General features: G+C 73.2%; 23 protein-coding genes, 1 tRNA gene and 1 riboswitch. Of the genes, 7 read left to right on the forward strand and 17 right to left on the reverse strand.

Going from position 1 to position 23,986, the window contains the following annotated elements; genetic code table 11:
- Positions 1 to 27 precede the first annotated feature (27 nt).
- Positions 28 to 1,026 (forward strand): Gfo/Idh/MocA family protein, encoded by a 999-nt coding sequence (locus ABD644_RS18105; RefSeq protein WP_344690412.1) that lies wholly within the window; start codon positions 28 to 30, stop codon positions 1,024 to 1,026.
- Here the strand turns inward: ABD644_RS18105 and ABD644_RS18110 are convergent.
- Positions 1,023 to 1,838, reverse strand: coding sequence for a DUF72 domain-containing protein (locus ABD644_RS18110; protein ID WP_344690414.1), 816 nt, complete (start codon positions 1,836 to 1,838; stop codon positions 1,023 to 1,025). The two genes, ABD644_RS18105 and ABD644_RS18110, sit on opposite strands and share 4 nt — an antisense overlap.
- On the opposite strand from ABD644_RS18110, the gene ABD644_RS18115 reads away from it, so the two are divergent.
- Positions 1,837 to 2,223, forward strand: coding sequence for a VOC family protein (locus tag ABD644_RS18115; RefSeq protein WP_344690415.1), 387 nt, complete (start codon positions 1,837 to 1,839; stop codon positions 2,221 to 2,223). The genes ABD644_RS18110 and ABD644_RS18115 overlap by 2 nt on opposite strands.
- A 225-nt stretch (positions 2,224 to 2,448) precedes the next feature.
- On the opposite strand, the gene groL is transcribed toward ABD644_RS18115, so the two are convergent.
- The 4 genes from groL to thrC form a co-directional block, all read right to left on the reverse strand.
- Entirely contained in the window at positions 2,449 to 4,077 is a 1,629-nt protein-coding gene (groL, locus tag ABD644_RS18120; RefSeq protein ID WP_344690416.1) for a chaperonin GroEL, read from the reverse strand.
- Positions 4,078 to 4,294: 217 nt separating this feature from the next.
- Complete coding sequence (locus ABD644_RS18125; protein ID WP_344690417.1) at positions 4,295 to 4,807, reverse strand: hypothetical protein; 513 nt, start codon at positions 4,805 to 4,807, stop codon at positions 4,295 to 4,297.
- 35 nt (positions 4,808 to 4,842) lie between these two features.
- Entirely contained in the window at positions 4,843 to 5,046 is a 204-nt protein-coding gene (locus ABD644_RS18130) for a cold-shock protein (protein ID WP_344690418.1), read from the reverse strand.
- A 211-nt stretch (positions 5,047 to 5,257) separates the two neighbouring features.
- Positions 5,258 to 6,505 (reverse strand): threonine synthase, encoded by a 1,248-nt coding sequence (gene thrC, locus ABD644_RS18135; protein ID WP_344690419.1) that lies wholly within the window; start codon positions 6,503 to 6,505, stop codon positions 5,258 to 5,260.
- Positions 6,506 to 6,577: 72 nt separating this feature from the next.
- A riboswitch (SAM riboswitch) is annotated at positions 6,578 to 6,708 on the reverse strand.
- 58 nt (positions 6,709 to 6,766) lie between these two features.
- Between thrC and ABD644_RS18140 the strand changes: the two genes are divergently transcribed.
- On the forward strand, positions 6,767 to 7,588 hold the full coding sequence (locus tag ABD644_RS18140) for an HAD family hydrolase (protein ID WP_344690420.1): 822 nt from the start codon (positions 6,767 to 6,769) through the stop codon (positions 7,586 to 7,588).
- Between the two features lie 118 nt (positions 7,589 to 7,706).
- Here ABD644_RS18140 and ABD644_RS18145 read toward each other — a convergent pair whose 3' ends face one another.
- From ABD644_RS18145 to ABD644_RS18170, 6 genes are all read right to left on the reverse strand, one after another.
- Entirely contained in the window at positions 7,707 to 8,618 is a 912-nt protein-coding gene (locus ABD644_RS18145; protein WP_344690421.1) for an ABC transporter permease, read from the reverse strand.
- Between the two features lie 82 nt (positions 8,619 to 8,700).
- The gene (locus ABD644_RS18150) at positions 8,701 to 11,607 is read right to left on the reverse strand and encodes an alpha/beta fold hydrolase (protein WP_344690422.1); all 2,907 of its coding nucleotides are present in this window, start codon (positions 11,605 to 11,607) and stop codon (positions 8,701 to 8,703) included.
- Between the two features lie 67 nt (positions 11,608 to 11,674).
- Entirely contained in the window at positions 11,675 to 13,129 is a 1,455-nt protein-coding gene (locus tag ABD644_RS18155) for a LytR C-terminal domain-containing protein (protein WP_344690424.1), read from the reverse strand.
- 81 nt (positions 13,130 to 13,210) lie between these two features.
- Positions 13,211 to 13,534, reverse strand: a complete 324-nt coding sequence (locus ABD644_RS18160) for a DUF3263 domain-containing protein (protein WP_344690425.1) — start codon at positions 13,532 to 13,534, stop codon at positions 13,211 to 13,213.
- A gap of 139 nt (positions 13,535 to 13,673) precedes the next feature.
- A complete protein-coding gene (gene rarD, locus ABD644_RS18165; RefSeq protein WP_344690426.1) occupies positions 13,674 to 14,591 on the reverse strand; it encodes an EamA family transporter RarD in 918 nt (305 codons plus the stop codon).
- 157 nt (positions 14,592 to 14,748) lie between these two features.
- Positions 14,749 to 15,183 carry a CBS domain-containing protein gene (locus ABD644_RS18170; protein WP_344690427.1) on the reverse strand — a complete coding sequence of 145 codons (435 nt, stop codon included), beginning with the start codon at positions 15,181 to 15,183 and terminating at the stop codon, positions 14,749 to 14,751.
- Between the two features lie 150 nt (positions 15,184 to 15,333).
- Between ABD644_RS18170 and ABD644_RS18175 the strand changes: the two genes are divergently transcribed.
- Positions 15,334 to 15,732, forward strand: coding sequence for a DUF5313 family protein (locus ABD644_RS18175; RefSeq protein ID WP_344690428.1), 399 nt, complete (start codon positions 15,334 to 15,336; stop codon positions 15,730 to 15,732).
- A 6-nt stretch (positions 15,733 to 15,738) separates the two neighbouring features.
- Here the strand turns inward: ABD644_RS18175 and ABD644_RS18180 are convergent, their stop codons facing one another.
- Complete coding sequence (locus ABD644_RS18180) at positions 15,739 to 15,948, reverse strand: dodecin (protein WP_344690429.1); 210 nt, start codon at positions 15,946 to 15,948, stop codon at positions 15,739 to 15,741.
- Positions 15,949 to 16,191: 243 nt separating this feature from the next.
- Between ABD644_RS18180 and ABD644_RS18185 the strand changes: the two genes are divergently transcribed.
- Positions 16,192 to 16,761 (forward strand): RNA polymerase sigma factor, encoded by a 570-nt coding sequence (locus ABD644_RS18185; protein WP_344690430.1) that lies wholly within the window; start codon positions 16,192 to 16,194, stop codon positions 16,759 to 16,761.
- 6 nt (positions 16,762 to 16,767) lie between these two features.
- Here the strand turns inward: ABD644_RS18185 and ABD644_RS18190 are convergent, their stop codons facing one another.
- The 3 genes from ABD644_RS18190 to ABD644_RS18200 form a co-directional block, all read right to left on the reverse strand.
- The gene (locus ABD644_RS18190; RefSeq protein ID WP_344690431.1) at positions 16,768 to 16,959 is read right to left on the reverse strand and encodes a hypothetical protein; all 192 of its coding nucleotides are present in this window, start codon (positions 16,957 to 16,959) and stop codon (positions 16,768 to 16,770) included.
- A gap of 22 nt (positions 16,960 to 16,981) precedes the next feature.
- Positions 16,982 to 19,765 carry a helix-turn-helix transcriptional regulator gene (locus ABD644_RS18195; protein WP_344690432.1) on the reverse strand — a complete coding sequence of 928 codons (2,784 nt, stop codon included), beginning with the start codon at positions 19,763 to 19,765 and terminating at the stop codon, positions 16,982 to 16,984.
- Between the two features lie 119 nt (positions 19,766 to 19,884).
- Positions 19,885 to 19,960, reverse strand: a tRNA-Thr gene (locus ABD644_RS18200).
- A gap of 364 nt (positions 19,961 to 20,324) precedes the next feature.
- Between ABD644_RS18200 and ABD644_RS18205 the strand changes: the two genes are divergently transcribed.
- Complete coding sequence (locus ABD644_RS18205) at positions 20,325 to 20,882, forward strand: dihydrofolate reductase family protein (protein WP_344690433.1); 558 nt, start codon at positions 20,325 to 20,327, stop codon at positions 20,880 to 20,882.
- A gap of 9 nt (positions 20,883 to 20,891) precedes the next feature.
- On the opposite strand, the gene ABD644_RS18210 is transcribed toward ABD644_RS18205, so the two are convergent.
- On the reverse strand, positions 20,892 to 22,208 hold the full coding sequence (locus ABD644_RS18210; protein ID WP_344690434.1) for a BtrH N-terminal domain-containing protein: 1,317 nt from the start codon (positions 22,206 to 22,208) through the stop codon (positions 20,892 to 20,894).
- A 406-nt stretch (positions 22,209 to 22,614) separates the two neighbouring features.
- Here ABD644_RS18210 and ABD644_RS18215 point away from each other — a divergent pair, with 406 nt between their 5' ends.
- Entirely contained in the window at positions 22,615 to 23,346 is a 732-nt protein-coding gene (locus ABD644_RS18215) for a VOC family protein (protein WP_344690435.1), read from the forward strand.
- Between the two features lie 21 nt (positions 23,347 to 23,367).
- Here the strand turns inward: ABD644_RS18215 and ABD644_RS18220 are convergent, their stop codons facing one another.
- A complete protein-coding gene (locus ABD644_RS18220) occupies positions 23,368 to 23,778 on the reverse strand; it encodes a VOC family protein (RefSeq protein ID WP_344690436.1) in 411 nt (136 codons plus the stop codon).
- Between the last annotated feature and the right edge of the window lie 208 nt (positions 23,779 to 23,986).

Raw genomic sequence — 23,986 nt, forward strand, 5'->3', positions numbered from 1 at the left:
CTGCCGGGCGCCGCTAGCGTCGTCCTGGTGACCACAGAGATCCGTTGGGGCATCGTCGGGCCGGGCCGCATCGCGGACAAGGTGACGCGGGACTTCGCCGTCGTCGACGGGGCCCGCGCGGTCGCCGTCGCCTCGCGGTCACCGGAGCGGGCGCAGGCCTTCGCCGAGCGCCACGGGCTCGAGCGCGCGTACGGGTCGTACGCGGAGATCGTGGCCGACCCGGACGTCGACGTCCTCTATCTCTCGACGCCGCACCCGCAGCACCACGCGGTCGCGCTGGCCGCCTTGGACGCCGGCAAGGCCCTGCTGGTGGAGAAGGCGTTCACCGCGACCACCGCCGGCGCGGCCGAGGTGATCGACCGGGCCCGCGCCACCGGCCTGTTCACGATGGAGGCGATGTGGACGCGCTTCCAGCCGGCCGTCGTCGCCCTGCGCGAGCTGATCGCCGACGGCGCGATCGGCGAGGTGCGCTCGGTGCAGGCCGACCTCGGCGTCGCCCGCGAGTACGACGCCAGCGACCGGCTGTTCGCGATGGAGCTCGGCGGCGGCGCCCTGCTGGACGTCGGCGTGTACGTCGTGTCGTTCGCGCAGATGCTGCTCGGATCTCCCGACCGCGTGACCGCGACCGGCTCGCTGTTCCCCTCCGGCGCCGATGCGGAGGCCGCGCTGCTGCTCGACTACGGCGACGGGCGGTCGGCCACGCTCACGACGTCGCTGCGGCACGCGCTCCCGGGCCAGGCGCGGGTGTTCGGGACGGCGGGCTGGATCGACGTCCTCCCCCGCTTCCACCACCCGGAGACGATCGTCCTGCACCGGGCGGGCGCCGAGCCGGAGACGATCACCCGCCCGGCCCTGGGGCAGGGCTACTCGCACGAGCTGATCGAGGTCACCGAGGGCGTGCGGGCGGGACGCGGCGAGAGCGCGGTCATGCCGCTGGCCGACACCCTCGCCGTCCAGACGGTGCTGGGCGAGGCCGCCGATCAGCTCGGCGTCGCGCACGCCGAGGACACCACGGTCCTCAGCTAATCCGCGGCGGCCCAGGCGCGGCCGGTCGCCTGGTCGGCGGTCGGCACCCGCGTGGGCACGCGGCCGGCGCGGCGGACCTCCTCGGCGAACACGACGGCGTCGATCACCGCCGCGCAGCCGGGGTCGTTGTTGAAGTAGACGAGCACGTCCTCCTCGGCGCCCCAGGTCGCGGCGAGCCGGTCGGCCCACAGCCGCAGCGTCTCGGGCCGGTAGCGCCAGTCGCCGAGGCCGCGGTGGAAGCGGAGGTAGCCCCAGTCGGCGGTGCGCCACAGCGGGGCCACCGGCTGCTCGTCGCGGTCGGCCCAGCACAGCGCGGCCCCGTACCGCTCCAGGAGCGCGCGGATGTCGTCGGTCCACCAGCTCTCGTGCCGCGGCTCGACGGCGACCCGCGTGCCACCGGGGAACTGCGCCAGGCACTCCCGCAGCAGGTCGGCGTCGGCCTTCAGGGTCGGCGGGAGCTGCAGCAGGATCGTGTCCAGCTTCTCGCCCAGGCCCGCCGCGCGCTCCATCAGCCGGCCCACCGGCTCCTCCGGCTCGCGCAGCCGCTTGATGTGCGTCAGGAAGCGGCTGGCCTTGACGGCCCAGCGGAAGTCGGGCGGCGTGCGCTGCTTCCACTTCTCGAACGTCTCCCGCTCGGGCAGCCGGTAGAAGGCGTTGTTGCTCTCGACCGTGGCGAAGTGCTCGGCGTAGTGCTCGAGCCACAGCCGCTGGGCGAGCTTCTGCGGGTAGAAGGCGCCGCGCCAGTCGCGGTACTGCCACCCCGAGGTCCCGATGATCACCGCCACGGGCAGCCGCCTACCCTCCTGCGTCATGGCTGACGCACCCGCCCGCTTCAAGGACCTCTGCCTCGACGCCCGCGACCACCAGACGCTCGCCGACTGGTGGTGCACGGCGCTGGGCTACGTGCGCCGCGACGCGCTCGAGGACGCCGCGACGCCGGAGGACGACGAGCCGCGCCCGACCGACTGGCCGGTGCCCATCGTCGACCCCACCGGTTCGGGGCCGCTCATGTGGATCGTCCCGGTGCCCGAACCGAAGATCGTGAAGAACCGCCTGCACTTCGACGTCCTCGGCGACACCGCCGCCCTGCTCGCCGCCGGTGCCACGATGGTCCGCGCCCAGGACGACGAGATCGAGTGGGACGTGCTCGCCGACCCCGAGGGCAACGAGTTCTGCGTGTTCGCGCCCGAGGACTGACGGCTCCCATCGAGTGCGACGAACTCGTGGTCATCAGCGCTCGATGGCCACGAGTTCGTCGCACTCGATCCCGCGGCTCGGTGGCAGAACGGAGCCCATAGAACGCCGACAGGGGCGGCCCCGCGAACGCGGTGCCGCCCCTGCCGGAGGTGACGCGATGGAACGGCTACGTCGCCGGGACCCGCGGTGCGCGAAGCGTGTCGTGGGGGGCGACGTGGTCCTTCATCAGAAGTCCATGCCGCCCATGCCGCCGTCGCCGCCGGGCATGGCCGGAGCGTTCTTCTCCGGCTTGTCGGCGATGACGGCCTCGGTGGTGAGGAAGAGCGCCGCGATGGAGGCGGCGTTCTGCAGCGCCGAGCGGGTCACCTTGGCGGGGTCGATGATCCCGCTGGCGACGAGGTCCACGTACTCGCCGGTGGCGGCGTTGAGGCCCCAGCCGGTCTCGGAGTTGCGGACCTTCTCCGCGACGACGCCACCCTCGAGGCCGGCGTTGATCGCGATCTGCTTCAGCGGAGCCTCGAGCGCGACGCGCACGATGTTGGCACCGGTCGCCTCGTCGCCCGTGAGCTCGAGCTTGTCGAACGCGACGGCCGTGGCCTGCGCGAGAGCGACGCCACCACCGGCGACGATGCCCTCCTCGACGGCGGCCTTGGCGTTGCGCACCGCGTCCTCGATGCGGTGCTTGCGCTCCTTGAGCTCGACCTCGGTCGCGGCGCCGGCCTTGATGACGGCGACGCCCCCGGCCAGCTTGGCCAGGCGCTCCTGCAGCTTCTCGCGGTCGTAGTCGGAGTCCGACTTCTCGATCTCGGCGCGGATCTGGTTCACCCGACCCTGGATCTGGTCGGCGTCACCCGCACCTTCGATGATCGTCGTCTCGTCCTTGGTGGTGACGAACTTGCGCGCGCGGCCGAGGAGGGACAGGTCGGCGTTCTCGAGCTTGAGACCGACCTCCTCGCTGATGACCTCGCCACCGGTGAGGATGGCGATGTCGGCCAGCATGGCCTTGCGGCGGTCGCCGAAGCCCGGGGCCTTGACGGCGACGGACTTGAAGGTGCCGCGGATCTTGTTCACGACCAGGGTCGCGAGGGCCTCGCCCTCGACGTCCTCGGCGATGATCGCCAGCGGCTTGCCCGACTGCATGACCTTCTCCAGCAGCGGGAGCAGGTCCTTGACCGAGCTGATCTTGGAGTTGACGACCAGGATGTAGGGGTCGTCGAGCACGGTCTCCATGCGCTCGGGGTCGGTGACGAAGTACGCCGACAGGTGACCCTTGTCGAAGCGCATGCCCTCGGTGAGCTCGAGCTCGAGGCCGAAGGTGTTGCTCTCCTCGACGGTGATGACACCTTCCTTGCCGACCTTGTCCATCGCCTCGGCGATGAGCTCACCGATGGCGGTGTCGGCGGCGGAGATCGAGGCGGTGGCCGCGATCTGCTCCTTGGTCTCGACGTCCTTGGCCGTGGAGAGCAGGTACTCGGTGACGGCCTCGACGGCCTTCTCGATGCCCTTCTTCAGCGACATCGGGTTCGCGCCGGCGGCGACGTTGCGCAGACCCTCGCGCACGAGCGCCTGGGCCAGCACGGTGGCGGTGGTGGTGCCGTCACCCGCGACGTCGTCGGTCTTCTTCGCGACCTCCTTGACCAGCTCGGCCCCGATCTTCTCCCACGGGTCCTCGAGCTCGATCTCCTTGGCGATGCTCACACCATCGTTGGTGATGGTGGGGGCACCCCACTTCTTCTCGAGTACGACGTTGCGGCCCTTGGGGCCGAGCGTCACCTTCACGGCGTCGGCGAGGATGTTCATCCCTCGCTCGAGGCCACGGCGCGCCTCTTCGTCGAACGCGATCATCTTGGCCATGTGGTGATGTCCTCCATGCATTGATCGCTGCACGGCCGGGTTGGTGCCCGCGACGGACGACACCGGGGACGTGGGCGCTCCGTCGGCCCACGGACCGGTACCTCACCGTTCCGACCTGATTGGCACTCTACAGCGCCGAGTGCCAGAAACGAGTCTGGCACTCGACCCTGCCGAGTGCAAGAACGGGGTCACCCGCGGGACTGTTCCCGACCGTTTCTCAGCTGTTCATGCGGGCCAGGACGGCGGTCCAGACCGCGCCGATCACCAACGCCGGGACGAGGAAGACCAAGCCGTAGGGCGAGAGCGCGAAGAACATCAGGTACCAAGCCGCCGTCTCGGGGGCCGAGGCGGCGGTCGCGACGGTCAACCAGGCCACGGGCACGACGGCCCAGCACGCCGTGCCGAGGGCCCAGTAGGCGAGGCGTTCCGGATGCCGTGGCCCCACCCAGCGGATCACGACGACGACGACCAGCACGGCGACCGCCCAGGACACCACTGGCACCACGGCCGGCGGGCCCGTCAACCGCCCCGCCTCGTCCCTCCCGGAGCTGTCCACCCCGGCGGTCGCCAGGACCGTCCCGACGGCGGCGGCGAGGCCCACGAGGACGAGGTGCGCCGTCAGCACCGCCTGCACCCAGGCGGCCGGTGGGCGACCACTCCCCGCCTCGGGGACGACGACGGCCCGGCCCCCACGAGGGAGACCGGGCCGCTCGCCGGAGGCGGACGGCACGTCAGCCGCGCCGTCGTCGTCCCAGGCTTCGAGCGTCAGCCGGCGGCGCGGACGGCGTCGGCCTGCGGGCCCTTCGAGCCCTGGACGACCTCGAACTCGACGCGCTGGCCCTCGTCGAGGCTCTTGTACCCGTCCATCTGGATGGCCGAGTAGTGGACGAAGACGTCCTGGCCGCCGTCGACGGCGATGAAGCCGAAGCCCTTCTCGGCGTTGAACCACTTCACGGTGCCCTGTGCCACGTGTGCTCCCACGTTTCGTGCGTGCGGTCGGACCCTCTGGATCGGGGGACCGAGGTCTCGCTCTTCCGCCCGCCGAAACACGAACGTGGAACTCGAACCGTGCGAGAAGGTACAGCAGAGTGGCCCGCGTTACACCCACTCCACGCAGGGCGAATAGCCGGATCTGGGGAGCCTCGTGTCGCCCTGACCGGTGAGGGGTTCGACCCTACGCCTACCCGATCAGACCGGCAGCCCGTGCGGAGGCCAGCGACGGCTGCACGCGGTGGGTCGGGCCGACGACCGGCTCCAGCGGGTCGAGGGTCTTGAGGCCCTCCCCCGTGTTGAGCACGACGGTCTCCTTGGCCGGGTCGAGCCGGCCGTCGCCGACGAGCTGCCGCAGGACGGCGACGGTGACCCCGCCGGCGGTCTCGGCGAAGACGCCGGTGGTGCGGGCGAGGTCGCGGATGCCCTGCACGATCTCGTCGTCGCCCACCCGGCCGACCGCGCCGCCCGTGCGGCGGACGGCGTCCAGCGCATACGGCCCGTCGGCGGGGTTGCCGATGTTGAGCGACTTGGCGATGCCGGTGGGCTTCACCGGCTTGACGACGTCCCAGCCGTTGTCGAACGCCGTGGCGATCGGGTCGCAGCCGGCCGACTGGGCGCCGAAGATCGTCCACTCGGTGGCTTCGACGATCCCCGCGGCCGTCAGCTCGCGGAACGCCTTGTCCACCTTGGTCAGCAGCGAGCCCGACGCCATGGGGATGACGACCTGCGCGGGGATGCGCCAGCCGAGCTGCTCGGCCAGCTCGTAGCCCATCGTCTTGGAGCCCTCGGCGTAGTACGGCCGCACGTTCTGGTTGACGAACGCGGTGTCCTCGAACTCGTCGGTCTCGCCGAGTTCGCTGGTCAGCCGGTTGACGTCGTCGTAGGAGCCGTCGACGGCGACCAGCGTCTGGCCGTAGACGGCCGACTGGACGACCTTGCCCGGCTCGAGGTCCGACGGGATGAAGACGACCGACGGCAGCCCGGCGCGGGCCGCGTGCGCCGCGACCGAGTTGGCCAGGTTGCCGGTGGACGCGCAGGCGATCGCCGTGTAGCCCAGCCCCCGGGCGGCGGTCGCCGCGAGGCTGACCACGCGGTCCTTGAACGAGTGGGTCGGGTTGGCCGAGTCGTCCTTCACCCAGAGCCCCCCGGTCATGCCGAGCTCCTCGGCCAGCCGGTCGGCCCACACCAGCGGCGTCATGCCGGGGTCGAGCGAGACGCGATCGGCCGGGTCCTGGCCGACCGGGAGCAGGCCGGCGTAGCGCCAGATGTTCTGGGGCCCCGCCTCGATCTGCTCGCGGGTGACCGCGCGCATGATCTCCGGGTCGTAGTCGACCTCGAGCGGGCCGAAGCACTCCGCGCACGCGTGCTGGGCGATGAGGCCGAAGGTGGCGCCGCAGTTGCGACACACGAGCCCGCGGGCGGGGCAGGGTGGCACGGGCGGGTGGGTGGCGGAGCCTGGGGGAACAGGAGTGGTACCGGGTGCGGTCAGGGTCATCCGACGACTACCTCCTCATCTTCCCCGCGTCGGGCCGTCGAGCCGCGCGGGACGGAATTGGCACCTCCCGCTCGCGCTGATCACGCGGGCGGCGGTTGCCGGGGCTTCATCGGGCCGTGTCCCTCTGCCCCTCTGGATGAGTGGAACGCCGTCGACTGTACCGATTCCGCGCGGGAACCTCCCGCGGGTCAGGATGTGGCGGTGAGCACGCGCATCGTCTACACCGACCTCGACGGCACGATGGTCGGTCCGCGGGGCTCGTTCTGGCACACCGCCGGGCGGGACCTGACCGACTCCCCGGCGATGGCATTGCTCGAGCTGCACCGGGCCGGCGTCCCGTTGGTCCTGGTCAGCGGCCGCACGTTCGAGCAGGTGGTGGAGGCGGCGCGGATCTTCGCCGCCGACGGTGCGATCGCCGAGCTCGGGGCGACCGTGGCCTGGGACGTCGGCCGCAGCACCCATCGGCTCGACGGCGACCTGCCGGCGGAGCATCGCGACCGGACCCCGATGTCGGTCATGGCCGAGCTGGGCATCGTGGAGAAGCTGATCGCCGAGCATCCCGGCCGGCTCGAGTGGCACGCCCCGTGGCACGCCACGCACACCGCCGACGCGCTGCTGCGCGGCCGGGTGGACCCGCTCGCCGTCGACGCCTGGCTGGCGCAGAACGGCGCTCCCTGGCTGACCCTCAAGGACAACGGGACCATCCCGGCGACCTCGCGGTTCACCCTCGACGCCGCCGTCCTGCCGCCGCGGGTCTACCACCTGATGCCGCGCGGCATCTCCAAGGGCGCCGCGATCGCCTGGGACCTGGAGCGGCGCGGGATCGACCCGGCCGATGCGGTCGCGATCGGCGACAGCGTCAGCGACCTGGAGATGGCTCCTGCCGTCGGCCGGCTGTGGATCACCGCGAACGGCGCCGCCGTCGACGGCATGGCCGAGTTGCTGGCCGCCGTCCCCAATGCCGCCGTAACGGCCGCGCCGATGGGCGAGGGCTGGGCCCAGGCGATCCGCTCCTCGCTGTGATCGCCGCCGTGACGATCTGGTCAGCTTGCACCCGCGCATGCGCGGTGATGCGCAGGGATGCGGTTATCCGCACTGGATAACCGCATCCATGCGCAAGAACGCGGGAAAGCGCCCCTGCTCAGCTCGTGACGTCGCGGCGAGCGAAGTGCCGGAAGGCCAGCGCGGTGAAGATCGCCGAGTAGACCAGCGACTGGATCACCCCGCGGTAGAGGTCACCGGAGTCGATCGGGGTCTGCAGCAGATCGGTCCAGGCGTATTCCTCCGCCGTCGGGAAGTAGTCGCGGATGTCACCCAGCTGCTCGATCTGGTCGAGGATCGCGAAGACGAACATCGTGAACACCGCGCCGCCGACGGCGGCCAGCGGCGCGTCGGTGACCGTCGAGAACCAGAAGGCCAGGGTGCCGACGACGAGCAGGTGGACGGCGAGGTAGCCGACCATCCCGCTGAGCCGGAGCATGCCGTCGCCCTGGTCGAGGGTGACCCCCACCGGCGTCTGGATGTCCTCGAATCCGAAGACGATCCCGCCGGCGACGACCGCGACGGCGGTGACCGTGACCAGTGCCCCCACCGACAGGACCAGCGCGGCGTACCACTTCTGCCGGAGCAGCCGCATGCGCGGCACCGGCGTCGCCAGCGTGTAGCGCAGCGAGCCCCACTGCGCCTCGCTCGCCACCGTGTCGCCGAAGAAGAGCGCGTACACGACCACCAGGAAGAAGTTCGTGGTCGCGAACAGCACGAACAGCGTGAAGTTCAGCCCGCTCGACGTCGCCACGTCGACCAGGTTGATCCGGCTGTTCTGCTGGGCCTCCTCGCTGGCGCCCAGCTGCAGCGCGGCGATGATCACCAGTGGCAGGGCGACCATCAGCGCGAACACGCCGATCGTGCGGCGGCGCTTGAACTGCCGCCGCAGCTCCACCGACAGGCGCAGCGTGCGCTCGGGCCGGTAGCCCGCGACAGCTCCGGTGGCCTGCACGTGCTCGGTGTCGCGGGGTGCGCTGAAGGCCAGCTTCGCGGCCGATTCGGTCGTCATGCTGATCCTCCTGGTTCGACTCCGGACTCGATCCGCTCCTCGGTCGCTGGCGCTCCCTGCGATGATCCCTCGCCCGTCGTTCTCACGACTCCCCCACCAGGGCCAGGAATGCGTCCTCCAGCCGACGCCGCGGCGTGAACTGGTCGACCTCGACACCCGCCTCGATCAGCGCCTGGAGCGCGCGGGCCCGGCTCGTGCCCACGAGATCGGCGACGAGGCCCTCGTCGGTGCGCTCCACGGTCACTCCCGGCAGCCCCTCGAGGATCTCGGCAGCGCGGTCGGTCTCGGCGTCGTCGACCAGGCCGATCGACACCGCGCCGCCGGTGCCGACGATCTCCTCGACCGTCCCCTGCGCGATCTTCTGCCCCTTGGCCATGACGACCACGTGGCTGCAGGTCTGCTCGATCTCGCTCAGCAGGTGGCTGGAGACGATGACCGTGCGCCCGGTCGCCGCGTAGGAGCGCAGGACCTCGCGCATGGCGTGGATCTGCGGCGGATCCAGCCCGTTGGTCGGCTCGTCGAGCACCAGCAGGTCGGGCAGGCCGAGCATGGCCTGCGCGATGGCCACCCGCTGCCGCATGCCCTGGCTGTAGCGGCGCACCGGGCGGTCGATCGCGGTGCCGAGACCGGCGACCTCGATCGCCTCGTCCATGTGGGCGTCCGCGGCCGGCCGGCCGGTGGCGGCCCAGTACAGCCGCAGGTTGTCCCGGCCCGAGAGGTGCGGCTGCAGCCCGGTGCCTTCCACGAACGACCCGAGCCGCGACAGCACCGGCGCACCGGGGCCGGCGGCGTGCCCGAAGATGCTGATCCGCCCCTCGTTCGGCCGGATGAGCCCCATGAGCATGCGCAGCGACGTCGTCTTGCCGGCGCCGTTGGGCCCGAGCAGCCCGAGCACCTGGCCGCGGCGGACCTCGAAGGAGAGGTCGCGGACGGCGACGAAGCCGTCCTTGTAGGCCTTGGTCACGCCCTCGAAGCGCAGCGGCACGTCCTCGCCGTCGGGCTCGACGTGCGACACCTGCCGACGCCGGCGCTGACCCCAGAGCATCGCCGCGACCCAGCCGAGCAGGACCAGCCCGACGGCGACGGCCAGCAGCACCCACCAGCGGGACGAGCCCGCCTGCGCCTGGGCGTCACCGGCGACCTGCGGCACCGCGAGCTCGGTCGTGCCCGCGGCGATGCCGACGGAGTAGACCGCCGCCTCGGCCGGCAGCGCGAACGCCTGGTCGGTGCTGGACACGACGACGCGCATCGTGTGACCGGCCTCGAAGCGGTGCACGATGCCGGGGAGGGTGACCTGCACGGTCGTCGGGGCCGCCGGGTCGGTGGAGACACCCGTGAGTGCCAGCGGGGCCGTGAGCCCGGCGGGCAGCGTCATCGCGCCGCCGGGGGCGACGTCGTACAGCTTGGCGAACAGGGTGGCCGAACCGCTGGGCGAGGAGACGGCGAGCTCGACGGTGGGAGCACCGACGACCTCCACCGCGTCGTCGAGCGGTTCGCTGTCGAAGGCCGCGAACTGGCCGGGGATCTCCACCGCCGCCCCGCCCAGCGCGCTGCCGAGCGAGCCGAGGCCGGGGACGGTGGTGATGGCGGCCGGCGTCCCACCGGCCGGGGTCACCACCGGCTGGGTCGGGCCGCTCATCGCCAGCTCGGTGCGCGCGGCCGGTCCGGCACCGTCGATGCCGGGGTAGGCGTCGGCGACGATCGTCTGGGTGCCGCCCTGCACGGTGCCGACGCCGGTGCCGCCGAGCCCGGTCGGGGCGGGGAACTCGAAGCCGGTGCCGGGGTCGTCACCGCGCAGCGGGTCGCCGTCGGCGCGCAGGTGGAAGTCGAACCAGCCGGCCACCTGGTCGCGCAGGTTCTCGGTGACCCGGTCCGATGCCTGCGCGTCGTGCCCGCCGGCGTACCAGACGACCTTGACCGGGGTGCCGTTGGCGGCGATCCCGCGGGCGTTGGCGTCGGCCTGGCCGAGGCCGAACAGAGAGTCCTGGGTGCCCTGGATCAGCAGGGTCGGGGCCTCGATGCGGTCGAGGACGGCGGCCGGGCTGCTGCGGTCGAGCACCGCGGCCACCTCGGGGGTGAGGGTGCCGGTGGCCGCGGCGGCCTGGTACGCCTGGCAGATGTCGAGCCGGAACCGGCCGCAGGTCAGCGCCTGCTCGAGGGTCTCGGGGTCGACGGCAGCCGGGTCGAGCCCCGGGGTCTCCGGCGCACCGTCGCCGTTCGCCGTGGCCCCGTCGTCGCCGTCCCCTCCGCCGCCGAGGCCGAGCGAACCCAGCAGTCCGCCGGTGGGCACGGAGCCGACGCCGAAGAACAGTCCCGCCCACAACTTCTTGTAGACGCCCGCGTCGGAGTCCTGCGGGGTGGCGGCCACGGTGCCGGCGTCGGGCGTCGCACCGATCTGCGAGGGGAAGAGCGCGGAGGTCAGGGAGTTCCAGGTGATCTGCGGCGCGATCGCGTCGACGCGGTCGTCGTAGGCGGCCCCGAGCAGGGCCAGGGCCCCGCCGTACGAGCCCCCCGCCACGCCGACCCGGGGGTCGCCGTCGCCGTCGAGGGCCACCTCGTCCCGCTCGGCGAGCAGGTCGAGCAGGGTGGACAGGTCGGCGATCTCGTAGCGCGGGTCGTTGAGGCCGATCTGCCCGGTGCTGCGGCCGAACCCGCGCGCCGAGTAGGTGAGGACGACGTAACCCTGCTCGGCGAGGACGAGTGCGTCGTCGGCCACCGACCGCTTGCTGCCGCCGAACCCGTGCGCGAGCACCACCGCCGGCGCCGGCTCGTCCTCGGCGGCCGCCGGGACGTACAAGGTCGTGTCGAGCTCGACGGCGTCGGCACCGGAGCCTGACTCGACGAGGGCGTCCTCGGTGCGCACGTCGTCGGCGGCCGCCGCGGGCGGGGCGAGGACGAGCAACCCACTGAGGACGGCGAGGGGCAGGAGGGCGGCGAGGGGCGTGCGGCCGCCTGAGCGCGGACGTACGAGCCCGCGGAAGGGGCGCACGAAGCGGCCAACGGACGACGGACGGAACATGTTCCGCCGGTGACCGGTCAGCTGTGTGCGAAGGACCTCACTGCCAGGGACCGGTGAGCACGACGACCAGGCCCGGCGCGGTGACATCGGCCGGCAGCTCGAAGAACCGCGGCGCGGGGCCGGTCAGCTGGGGGAACTCCTCGATCAGGGAGACCGCGGCCTGGCGCTGCGTCTCGTCGCCCTCGGTGAAGAACACCGTGGAGACGGCGACGTCCTCGTTGAGGTACCCGCCGACGCCGGGGGTCTCCCAGCCGGCGGCCTGCAGCACGCCGGCCACGTCGGCGGCCAGACCGGTGATGTCGGTCGCGTTGAGCACCGTGACGGGGGCGTGCACCGGAGCCGCCGGGGGCACCTCGATGGCGAGCTCCGGGGTCTCCAGCGGGGGCAGCACGGCCGTCTGGCTGGTCACGCTCGGCGCGGTGCTCTGCGTCGCGGTGGAGCCGGAGGCAGCCTCCTCGGCGCCGGGGCTGGCCACCTTGTACACACCGAGGACGCCCAGGGCGACGACGATCATCGCGACGAGGCCCATCAGCACCCGGCGCGGCCGGCGCGGGGTCTCCTCGTCGTCGGGGATGCCGACCGGGGCGCCACTGCGCTTGGCCGCCTTCCGGCGGGCCAGATCGGCGGCCTGCCGCTCGGCGCGCATCGCGGCGCGGCCACCGACGGGACCGGTGCCGGGGTTGCGGACCGGCCGCTCCCCGGAGCCGGGAGCGTCGAACTCGGCACTGTCGAATCCGGCCCGGTCGAACTCGGCGCCGTCGAACTCGGCGCTGTCGAACTCAGTACCGGCGAACTGGGCGCCGGCGAACGCCGCGCTGTCGATGCCGGCGCTCGCGAGCTCGGCACTGCTGGGGTCCGATGCCCGGTCACGGGCACGCCGGCCGCGACGGACGGGACGCTCGGGGATCGCCGTGGTGGCCGGGGCAGCCGGCACCCGCAGGCCCATCTGACCGGAGGCCTCGGCGGCGAAGTCGAGGTCGAGGGGCTCACTGGGGCGCGAGGGCTTCGTCCAGTCGCCGTACGCCGGCGAGGGCGCGCCGGCGGGCGTGCTCGGCCTCGGGAGACGAGGCGCGGGACCCGACGCGCGGGCACCGCCGGCCATCAGACCGGGGCCGGTGGAGACCAGGGCGGGTTCCTCGTCGGCCCAGGCCCGGGCGGGCCGTGGGAGCACGGGCCCGGCCGCGTTGCGGGAGGACCGCTGGAGCGGAGCGGACGCACCCGGCACACCGTCGCCCGCGCGGCCGCCCGGGAGCTCCGGAGCGGGTACGGCGCGGAACGGGGCGGCGCTGGTGCGCGGCGCGGCGGCGGGCACCGGCGGCAGGGGGAGCCGCGTGCGCGGCATCGGCGCGTCGGCCGGACCGGACACGAGCGGGGTGCGGGCACCGGCGCCGCCCTTGCGACCCGGCGCGGTGGGGTGATCGCTCACCCGCTCGGCAGGGGCGTCGCGCCACAGGCCGTCGGGGACATCCGTCCGGCGGCGACCCGCAGCCACGGGGGCTCCCCCACGGTTCTGTCCGTCACTGTCCGACGACGCGTGCCTGCCCACGGTGAGCAAATCTAATCGTTGTAACTCTCATTGCACAGGACCTCGGACAGATCGTTGTCGCTGCCGTGCCGTGCGGAGTCGCCGCAACCGCCTGACCAGCAGCGGGTCGGCGGCGAGCGCGTCGGGACGGTCGACGAGGGCATTGAGGACCTGGTAGTAGCGCGTCGGCGGGACGCCGAACCGGTCGCGGATCGCCGTCTCCTTCGCACCCGCCCGCCGCCACCACTGCCGCTCGAAGGTGAGCATCTCGTGCTCCCGCCGGGTCAGCCCCGGCGGCTGGACCTGCACGGATGCGTCCCCTGACCCATCGACCGGGGGCGGGGAGACCGCCGGCTGCGGGTCGCTGGTCATGATCGCTGGCCCTCCTGGTGCACTCCCCCGAGCCGGTGCCCGGGGCGGTTCGGGAGCGACCGTAACGCCGGGGTCCGACAGGTTCGCGGAGCACGCGGACGGCCGAACCGGTCCGTCCCGGTGGCGGGGTGGGTGCCCCTCAGAGACCCGCCGGCACGGCCTCGATCACGGCGCGTCGCGACCCCGCCCGGGCGTGTCGCAGGCTGTCCGCCGTGAACACCGCCAGCGCGGCCCAGACCAGCGCGAAACCGGCCAGCCGGACGGGCGGCATCGGCTCCCCGTAGACGAAGACCCCGATGGTCAGGTGCATGCACGGGGTGAGGTACTGCAACAGCCCGACGGTCGACAGCGGCACCCGCCGGGCGGCGGCCGCGAACAGCAGCAGCGGGACGGCGGTGGCCACCCCCGACAGCACCAGGAGCACCGTGTGGAGGGCACCCAGGTTGCCGAACGTTCCCTCCCCCTGGGAGTGCAGCACGGTGAGCACCGCAGCCGCCGGGATCGCCACGAGCGCCGTCTCGAGGAACAGACCCGGCGCGGCCTCGACCCGCACCAGCTTCTTCATGACGCCGTACAGCCCGAAGGTGAAGGCGAGGCTCAGCGCGATCCAGGGCGGCCGCCCGTAGTCGACGGTCAGCACCGTGACCGCGACCGCGGCCAGCCCGACGGCGGTCCACTGCAGCGGCCGGAGCCGTTCGCTGAACACCACGACGCCGAGCAGCACGCTGACCAGGGGGTTGATGAAGTAGCCGAGCGAGGTCTCGACGACGTGGCCGGAGTTGACGCCGTAGACGAACACCAGCCAGTTGCCCGAGATGAGGACGGCGGCCCCCGCCAGCACGAGCATCGTGCGCTTGTCGCTGACGGCAGCGCGGACCAGCGACCACCGGCGCACGACGGTCAGCAACAGCCCGATGAACAGCAGGGACCACACCACGCGGTGCGCCACGATCTCGAGCCCACCGGCGGGCTCGAGCAGCGGGAAGTAGAGCGGGAAGAGCCCCCACAGGGCGTAGGCGCCGAGCCCGGATGCGACACCCAGGCGACGCTCGTCCACGGCCGCACCGTACGCCAGGCCGCGTCAGGGAACGGCCACCCAGCGGGGTCTCACCCCGGCCCCGTCCCGGGCACCGCCCTGAGCCTGCGAAGGCTGAGGCCCCGCTGCAGGGTCCCGCCGCGAGCCTGCGAGTGGCGGGGGGCAGGGGGGTCCTTCTTCAGACGGTCTGGATGTAGTCGACCAGCTGCTTGCGCTCGTCCTCGAGCTCGTCGAGCCGCGCCTTGACGACGTCGCCGATGGAGACGATGCCGACGAGCACGTCGTCCTCGTCGACCACGGGGACGTGCCGGATCCGGTGATCGGTCATCGTCTGCGCCAGCTCGGTGACCCGCACCGCCGGCCGGCAGGTGCGCACCTCGACGGTCATGAGACTGGACACCGGGTCGGTGAGCAGCTCGGCGCCGCGGCTGTGCAACCCGCGGGCCACGTCGCGCTCGGACACGATGCCCTCGACGCAGCGCCCGTCGGAGGAGACGACCAGGGCACCGACGCCGCGTTCGGCGAGCATCGCGAGCGCGGTGCGCACGCTCTCGGAACCGTCGATGGTGGCCACCTCGTGGCCCTTGTGGCGGAGCAGCTGGCTGATCTGCACGTTCGACCTCCTCAGGGGCCCCGCAGGGCCTCCTCGTCGCGCTCCCCAGGGGGAGGTGCGACGAGTCTCCTACCGCTACCGACCTCTGGCAACGGCGTGTGCGCGGGTGACCACTGACGAGTGGCTCGTCGGCGGCCTACCGTCGGAGACGTGCGCGCACCGCGGCCGACTGCCCTGCAGTGGATCCGCTACGCCCTCGGCGGCGGGCTCCCCCGAACGCTCTCCCCGTGGGTGCTGGCAGACACGACCGGGCGCACCTGGGTCCTGCGGCACGTCGCCCGGGCACTGGTCCAGCTGGCGCCGGTGATCGTGCTCTGCCTGCTCCTCCCGCCGGTGCCGCTGGCCTACCGTGTCTCGGCCGCGGTCGGCGGCCTGGTCCTCGGGCTGATGTTCTCCCTGTTCTTCATGGAGCAGACCGTCGAGCACCGCGTGGTCAAGGCCGGCTACCCGCCCGGCACCGCCGAGCGCGTGCGGGCCGAGCGGGCCGAACGTGACCGGGTGGAACGGCGCTCGCCCTATCGCCGGGGCGGTGCCGGCAGCTTCGACTGAGGGGCCTCAGTCCTCGATCCGGAAGCCGAGCTTCACGCGCACCTGGAAGTGGGCGACGTCGCCGTCGACCACGTGCCCGCGGATCTCGTCGACCTCGAACCAGTCGATGTTGCGGACCGTGCGCGCGGCCTTGCGGACCGCCGTCCGGATCGCCTCGTCGATGCTCGTCGTGCTGCTGCCGACGATCTCGCTCATCCCGTACACGTGGTCGCTCACCGGCACGCTCCTTCTCTCCTCGGACCCGACGAGGGCGACCTTGGCACGCCCGACGTATCCGTGGGACCCCCTCCGTCCTCCTCCTCCCGGTGGCTCCCCGCGGCGTCCGGAGTACGTACGTCGACGCGCATCCGCATACGTCGTTCCGGGGGCTCCGAATACGTCGTCCGGCGGATTCGGGCACCCCCTCCCCGATCGGAGGCTTCGGCCCGTTCCCACCGCGGGTCACCGAAGGAGCCACCGATGTCTCTCACGTACTCCACCGACGCACCGGCGCCGACCGACCGCGCCACCCTGGTCGCTCTGTCCTGCGGGGACGACGCGGCCTGGCGGTCGACCGTCCGCCGGTACGAGGGCCTCCTGCGGGCCTCGGCCCGCGCGGTGCTCAGGACCGAGGCCGACGTCGACGAGGCCGTGCAACGCACCTGGGTGCTGCTCTTCCGCAACGCCGACCGCATCCAGGAGTCCGCCTGCCTCCCCGGCTGGTTGTCGACGACGGCCCGCCGGGAGGCGCTGGCGGTGCTCCGGTCCCAGCAGCGCGCCGTCCCGACCGAGGACGTCGCCGACCGGGTCTCCCCCGTCGAGGCCGACTTGGCCGGGGACCTGATGCGCCGGGAGCTCTCGGAGGCACTCGGGCGCGCGGTCGACCGGCTGCCGGCCACCCAGCGCCGGCTGGTGCAGGCGATGCTCCGCGAGGAGCAGTCCTACGACGCGCTCAGCCGGGAGCTGGCGATCCCCCGGGGCAGCCTGGGGCCGCTGCGCGGCCGGGCGGTCCGTGCCCTGCGCGCGCAGCTGGAGCCCAGCCTGCGCTGACCGGTCTCAGAGGCCCGGCTTCGTCGGCCCGTTCTCGACGATGTGCGCGATGCCCTGGCGCAGGGCCTCCTGCATCGTCAGGTCGGGGTGGGCGTCGACGACCTGCCGGAGCTGGTCGACGAGGGCGTCGTCGAGCTCGACGGACTCCTGCTCCCGGTCGTCTCCGGAGTTGAACAGCGACAACTTGACCGGTGACATGGGCGTGTCCTCCCGAGGGACCTCAGACGTGACGAGCGACCTTGACCGCCACGGCGGCGGCCTGCGCCCGGTTCGCGACCTGGAGCTTATGCAGAACGCGCGACACGTGGACCCCTACCGTGCGCTCGCTGATGAACAGCTTCCGGGCGATCTGCCGGTTGGTCGCGCCGGTGCCGAGCTCGACCAGCACCTCGAACTCGCGTTCGGTCAGCCCGTACGGCCGGTCCTCGGCGGGCGCGCGGGGCGCGGGGGCCACCGAGAGGCGCGTCCGGGACAGCAGCGCGTCGACCTCCGCGACGATCGGGGCCGCGCCCAGCCGGTCGGCGATCGTCCGCGCCGCCGTCGCGGCCGCCGCGGCCCGCTCCCGCCGGCGGTGCTCGACGTGGCTCTCCGCCTCGCGGAGGAGGCAGTACGCCTCCTCCCGGGGGCGGTCGGCGGTCCGCCAGAGCGCCACGGCCTCGGCCCAGTCCTCCGCGGGGACGCCGCCGCGTGCGCGGGCCAGCTCGTTGCGGGCCGTGCGGTGCTCGGCGGCGTGGCTCACGTCGTCGTCGGCGGTCGGGTCGAGGCCGTCCAGCTCGACGGCCAGCCTCTCCAGCCGCGCCTGCGCAGCGCCGTCCCGCCGTCCGGGCACCGCTCGGTCGGCCTCGTTGCGGAGCCCGATCGAGACGAGTTCGGTGCGGAACCGGGTGTCCTGGGTTCCCGCCAGCCGGCGGAGCGCCTCGTCGACGGTGCGGTAGCAGCCCTCGCGGTCACCTTCCTGCGCCCGCAGCTCGGCCGTCGCCGTGGCGATCGCCGCGACCACCGCGGGCTCGTCGACGTCCCTCAGGTCGGCGGCGGCCTCCAGGCTCGCCCGCGCGAGGTCCGGCCGTCCGGTCGCCAGCTGCAGTTCGGCGCGCTCCAGGTGCAGGTGCAGGCCCTGCCCCTGGGTCACCCGGCCGTCGAGCAGGTCGGCGAGCACCGTCTCGCACCGCGCGTAGTCCCCGCGCCGCCGGAGCATGTTGACGGCATTGCACGCCAGCGCGGCGCCCACCGCCAGCTCGAGGCCGTACTCGGGGAGCAGGCTCAGGCCCTCCCGTGCGGCGGCGAGCGACTCGGCCGGGAAGCCGGTGTACTCGAACGCGATCATGAGATTGGCGTAACCGCGGCACAGGACCGCCCGGTCCTCGACGTCGCGGGCCAGCCGGACGCCCTCGCGCAGCACGTCGAGGGCGGCGACGTCGCCCAGGAAGGCCCCGGCGGCCCCGCGGGTGGTCAGCGCATCGGCCAGGACGGCGGCGGTGCCGTGCTCCCGCGCCGCGGCGGCGGCGCGGTCGGCCATCCGGATCGCCTCGTCGAACTCGGCCATGATGAACGCCCCCCGGGCCAGCGCCCCCCACACCTGGGCGTGCACCGCGGAGACGTCCGGCCCGAGGAGCGCGGCCGCGTCGGCGTAGGCCGCCCGGCTGCGGGCCGTCAGCCCGGCCTCCCACAGGAAGCAGCCCAGCCGCTCCAGCGCCGCAGCGCGCGCCGGCCCGTCGGCGGCGCCGCCGGCGAGCGCGGTCTCCAGCAGTCCGGCCGCCGCGGTCGGGTCACCGGCCAGGCGGGCGGTGCCGGCGGCCTCCAGCAGCAGGTCGAGACCGCCGTCGCCGCCGGCCAGGGACGGCGCGGCCTCCAGGGCGCGCCCGTAGTAGCTCCAGGCCTCGGCGAAGGCGTTGAGCGAGCGGGCCTTGCGCGCCGCGCGCAGGCTCCACTCGGCCGCCTCCGCGCTCCGGCCCGCAGCCGACCAGTGCAGGCTAACCGCTGCCGCCGTGACGACGTCGTCGGCACCGCTCCCGGCCAGGGCCGCGGCGGCCCGCTCGTGCAGCAGCCGCCGCTCGACCGGCAGCAGCCGGTTGAGCACCGCCTCGCACATCAGGCTGTGCCGGAAGGCGTAGTCCGAGCCCTCGACGACGAGCACCCCGACGTCGACCGCCTCGCGCACCGCCGCCGCGTAGCGGCGCAGCGGCAGCTCCGACGCCGACAGCAGGTCGGAGTCGGCGACCCAGAGCCCGAAGACCGCGGCCAACCCCACGAGGTCGGCGGCATCGGGGCCCAGCTCGCGCACCCGGGAGAGCAGGACGTCCTTCACCCGGCGCGCGCCGGGGTCCTTCACCAGCTCGCCGAGCAGGAACGGGTTGCCCTGCGACTGGGCGTGCCAGGCGGCGACGTCGACGTCCGCGCCGCCGGTCAGCGCGGCGACGAGCTCGCCCGTGTCCGCCAGGCTCAGCCGCTCGAGCTCGACGCTCACCGCGCCGGGCAGCCGCGTGAGCTCGGCGACCGCCTGCTGCACCCGCCCGACCCGGGGCGTCTCGTCGTTGCGCAGGGTCACCACGAGACTCACGCCCCGGCGGGTGGCGGTCGACGCGAGGTAGACGAGGAAGTCGCAGGTGGTCTCGTCGGCCCAGTGCAGGTCCTCCACCACCAGCGTCATCGCCGTGGACGAGCCGACCGGCGCGAGCGCGTCCGCCCACCGGCGCACCGCCTTGAGTCGCTGCTCGGCCGACTGCTGCTCGGAGCCGTCGGGCACCTCCGGCCACCCGCCCCGGGCGTCGAAGATCTGCTCGAGCGCGGCGAGGGGCAGCGGCTGCCCGGCGAGGGGCAGGCATGCGCCGTCGACGACGTCGGTCAGGGCGGTCGCCCGCTCCGTGGCGACGAGCGCGGACTTGCCCACGCCGGCCTCGCCGCAGAGGACGACGACGTGCCCCGGTTCCCGGAACGCCGCGGCCACGGCGGCGCGCTGCTCGGCCCTGCCGACGTAGGGGACCGCCGTCGTCGCCGCCCCGCTCACCCCGACATGGTGCCGTTCACGGACGGATGAGTCCAGGATCCGGGGAATGCCCGGCACTCGGAGGAGACCGACGACTCCCAGCGACCCGGGTCGAGGATCGGCCGAGCACGCACAGACCGTGGAGCCGACGAGGGGACTCGAACCCCTAACCGCCCGATTACAAGTCGGGTGCGCTACCAGTTGCGCCACGCCGGCGGGCACACGGGATCAAGTCCCGGGACAAGGATAAGGACAACGCACCGGACGCCTCCGCGGCGCCGTCCGGGCGGTGTCTCTGACCGTCGACACACATCCCTGAGTACCCCGACGAGTCCCGGGCGCGTGAAGGACGAGCCCGGCAGCGCCTCCACCGTCGACCCCACGACGTCTGTCCTCCGGCAGGAAGACCATCGACCGCTGATGTAGCGGTCTGGTCCACGACCGCACCGCAGCGGTGCGGCAGGACGGGATCCGGCAGTGGACGGAACGGGCCGGCCAACCGATCGATGAGTTACGGGTTCGGTGCAGGTCACAGCCCCAGCAACCACGAGACCGATGCGCTCGTACCCGGAGGAGACGCATGGCCAAGCTCATCTACTCGATGATCACCTCGCTCGACGGCTACGCCGAGGCAGCCGAGGGCGACCTCGGCACCGGGGCAGAGGACCAGGAGGTGCACACCTTCATCGGCGACGTCTTCCGCCACGTCGGCACGTTCCTCTACGGCCGTCGGATGTACGAGACGATGGTCTTCTGGGAGACCGCGCACACCCTTCCCGACGTGCCTCCGCACATCGAGCAGTACGCGCGCGACTGGCAGGCCGCGGAGAAGGTCGTCTACTCCACGACGCTGGAGTCGGTGTCGAGCGAGAAGACCAGGATCGAGCGGACCTTCGACCCGGACGCGGTCCGCCGACTCAAGGCCGAGGCTGATTCCGATCTCAGCGTCGACGGCCCGAACCTCGCCGCCCAGGCGATCGCGGCCGGCCTGGTGGACGAATACCACCTCTTCATCACGACGAGCGTGGTCGGCGGCGGCAAGCGGTTCTTCCCCGACGGCGCGCGCCTCGATCTCCAGCTGGTCGAGGAACGCGCCTTCGACAGCGGGTTGATCTACGCCCGGTACCGGACCCGCTGAGCCCAGCGGTCACCTGCCCAGGGCGGCGCCGAGCCGGGCCACGGCCTCGGCCTCGGCGTCGTGGATCGCGGCCAGGTGCCCGCTCATGCCGGCCAGCACCGCCGCGAGGCGCCCCTCGTCCAGCGGAGGCGCGTCGGCGTGCTCGGCCCGCAGCCGCCACAGCTCCTCGGCAGCCGCCGCCCGCTCCGCCGCCCCCGCGTCGCCCTCGGCGACCGCTCCGGTGACCGTGGCCGTGAGGGTCCGCAGCCGGGCGATCGCCGGGACGTCGTCCGGCAGGGCCGTCTCGGCGAGGGCGTGCCAGCGGTCGGCGATCTCCCGCCACCGCGGCGCCTCGGCGGCCAGCCCCGGCTCGTCGAGCACGACGGCGGCCTGCTCGAGCCCGTCGGCGAACAGCCCGCGCACGTGCCCGCCGTCCATCCCGGCGGGCTCGACGCCCTCCCACACGCTGGCCAGCGCCCGCAGCAGCCCGCGCCGGTCGGCGAACACCCTCGGCCACCCCTTCGCGGCCCGTGGGTCGACGAGCAGCCGTGACCACTTCCGCCAGGCGGGCAGCGCGAAGGAGGTCGACGTCCCGCCGAGGTGGTCCACGTCGGCCTCCAGCCCGGCGCGCACCGCGGCGCGAAGCCGGTCCGCCGGCACCGCGGCGTCCGCAGTCCGGACGACGAGCATCGTGTTGCGGTAGCTGCCCACGCGGGCCCGCGCCCGGTCCAAGTCCGGGGCCGGCACGGTCAGCGGCGCCAGGTTGCGGTCGTCGACATGCACACGCCCCCCGGCGGCGGCGTAGGCGACGACCGGCCCCCCGCCCATCCCGTCGAGGAACGGCGGCAGGTTCCAGTAGCCGAGGTGGTAGCGGTCCGGCCAGATGATGGCCGGATCATCGGCGGCCAGCGTCGCGGTCAGCGCCTGGGCGGCGGCCGCGGCACCGCCGGTGCGCGACCAGGCGACGTCCAGGCCCAGCCGGTCGACCGTCGTGGCCAGCCGGCGGTCGAAGTACTGCCAGGAATGGGTGAACCCGAGGGTGACCACCCGGCCGTCGTCGTGGGCGAACTCCCAGAGGATGTAGCCGGCGCCGAGCCCGCCGCCGACGAGGAACAGCAGTGGCTCGGTCAGCGGCCCGTCGGGGCCGGTGACCCCGCGGTGGGCGAGTACGTTGGCCAGCGCCGCGGTATCCGGGTCGGTGCCACCGCGCAGGGTCCATCCGGCGTCGACGACGGGACCGGTGTCGAGGGCGCCGCCGACGACATGGGCGCGGGCGACCGCGTAGCGCTCGCCGGTCCTGGCCATCCGCGCGCGCACGCGGGCCTTGAGCTGCTTGGCCGTGGTCATGGTCAGACTCTCCCGGCTGCGCCCGCGGCGACGGCTCCACGCGCCGTGCGCCGCCGCAGCCGTGGCATCCGAACAGGTGAGGACGTCCGGGCCGTGCAGCGCCTCGAGGCTCTCGCAGTCCCCTTTGCCCCGCGTCGCCGGCCCGCGTGGAGGACCGGTCTGGGGTTGGGCGTGAGGCTCGCCCGGGTGGTCACGATAGACCCGGCGGCGCCCGGCGTGTGTGCCGGCGGCCGCCGCGAGGACCCGAGTGCCGCGGTGTGGCGCGGAACGGTGAACTACACCGCGGCACCGGCGCGGCGAGAGACGGGCCGGAGCGGATCAATCGCGTTGCGTCGCGGTCCCCGCGCGACCTAGCGTCGCCCTCCTCGTACGCCGGAGGACGCGCTCCGGCAGCAGCGGATCGGAGATGCCGAGCACGATGCCGACCGACCTCATCGCGCTCTGCGTCGATGCGAACGACCCGCACCGGCTCGCGCGCTTCTGGGCCGCCGTCCTGGGCTGGGAGCCGGCCGACGAGAAGGACGGCGTCGCGCTCGTGCCGACCGATGACACCGGGTTCCGGATCCGGTTCCTCCCCAGCCAGGAGCCGAAGACCGGTCAGAACCGGATGCACTTCGACCTGACGAGCACGTCGCTCGAGGACCAGCAGCAGACGGTGGCGAGGGCGCTGGAGCTCGGCGCCCGGCACATCGACGTCGGTCAGCGGCCCGACGAAGGTCACGTGGTTCTCGCCGACCCCGAGGGCAACGAGTTCTGCGTCATCGAGCCGGGCAACGACTTCCTCGCCGACTGTGGGTTCGTCGGGGCGCTCGCGTGCGACGGTTCGCAGGAGGTCGGGTACTTCTGGAGCGCGGCGCTGGGCTGGCCGCTGGTCTGGGACCAGGACCAGGAGACCGCGATCCGCGCGCCGCACGGCGGCCCGAAGGTCACGTGGGGCGGTCCGCCCCTGCCGCCGAAGACGGGGAAGAACCGGCTGCACTTCGACATCGCCCCGCCTGCCGACGGCGACCAGCAGGCGGAGGTCGACCGCCTGGTCTCCCTCGGGGCGACGCGGCTCGGCATCGGCCAGCGCGAGGCCGGCCGGGTCGTGCTGGCCGATCCCGATGGCAACGAGTTCTGCGTGCTGCCCCGCGGCTAGTTCGCCCCCGCGAGTGCCCGGTCAGCGCCGCTCGAGGATGCGGACCAGGTTGCCCGCGGGATCGCGGAAGGCGCAGTCGCGGACCCCGTACGGCTGCTCCGTCGGCTCCTGGACGACCTCGGCGTCGCGAGCCTGGACGCGCTCGAAGGTGCCGTCGAGGTCTTTCGTGGCCAGGACGATGGTGGCGTAGGTGCCCTTCGCCATCATCTCGGCGATGGTGCGGCGCTCGTCGTCGGTGATGCCGGGATCGACCGCCGGCGGGTGCAGGACGATGGACGTGGTGGCCTCGTCGGCGGGGCCGACCGTGATCCAGCGCATCGTGCCCCGACCGACGTCGTTGCGGACCTCGAAGCCGAGGGTGTCCCGGTAGAAGGCCAGCGAGGCCTCGGGGTCGTCGGCCGGCAGGAAGGTGTGGTGAACGGTGATGTCCATGCCGGTCACGCTAGGAGCGGCTCGACCGTCGGCGCTTCTCGATTCCTGACCGGTCTGGTCACCTGCTTGGCCACGCACGACGGGGACTGCCCCCAGTTCAGTTGACTCCTTGCCTGTGAGGCTGCGGCCTCGCTGGAAGGATCAGCATCGTGCCCAAGCCGTATCCGGCGGAGTTCCGTCGTGACGTGATCGCGGTGGCCCGCAAGAG

The organism is Blastococcus jejuensis (assembly GCF_039534705.1).
Taxonomy (GTDB): domain Bacteria; phylum Actinomycetota; class Actinomycetes; order Mycobacteriales; family Geodermatophilaceae; genus Blastococcus_B; species Blastococcus_B jejuensis.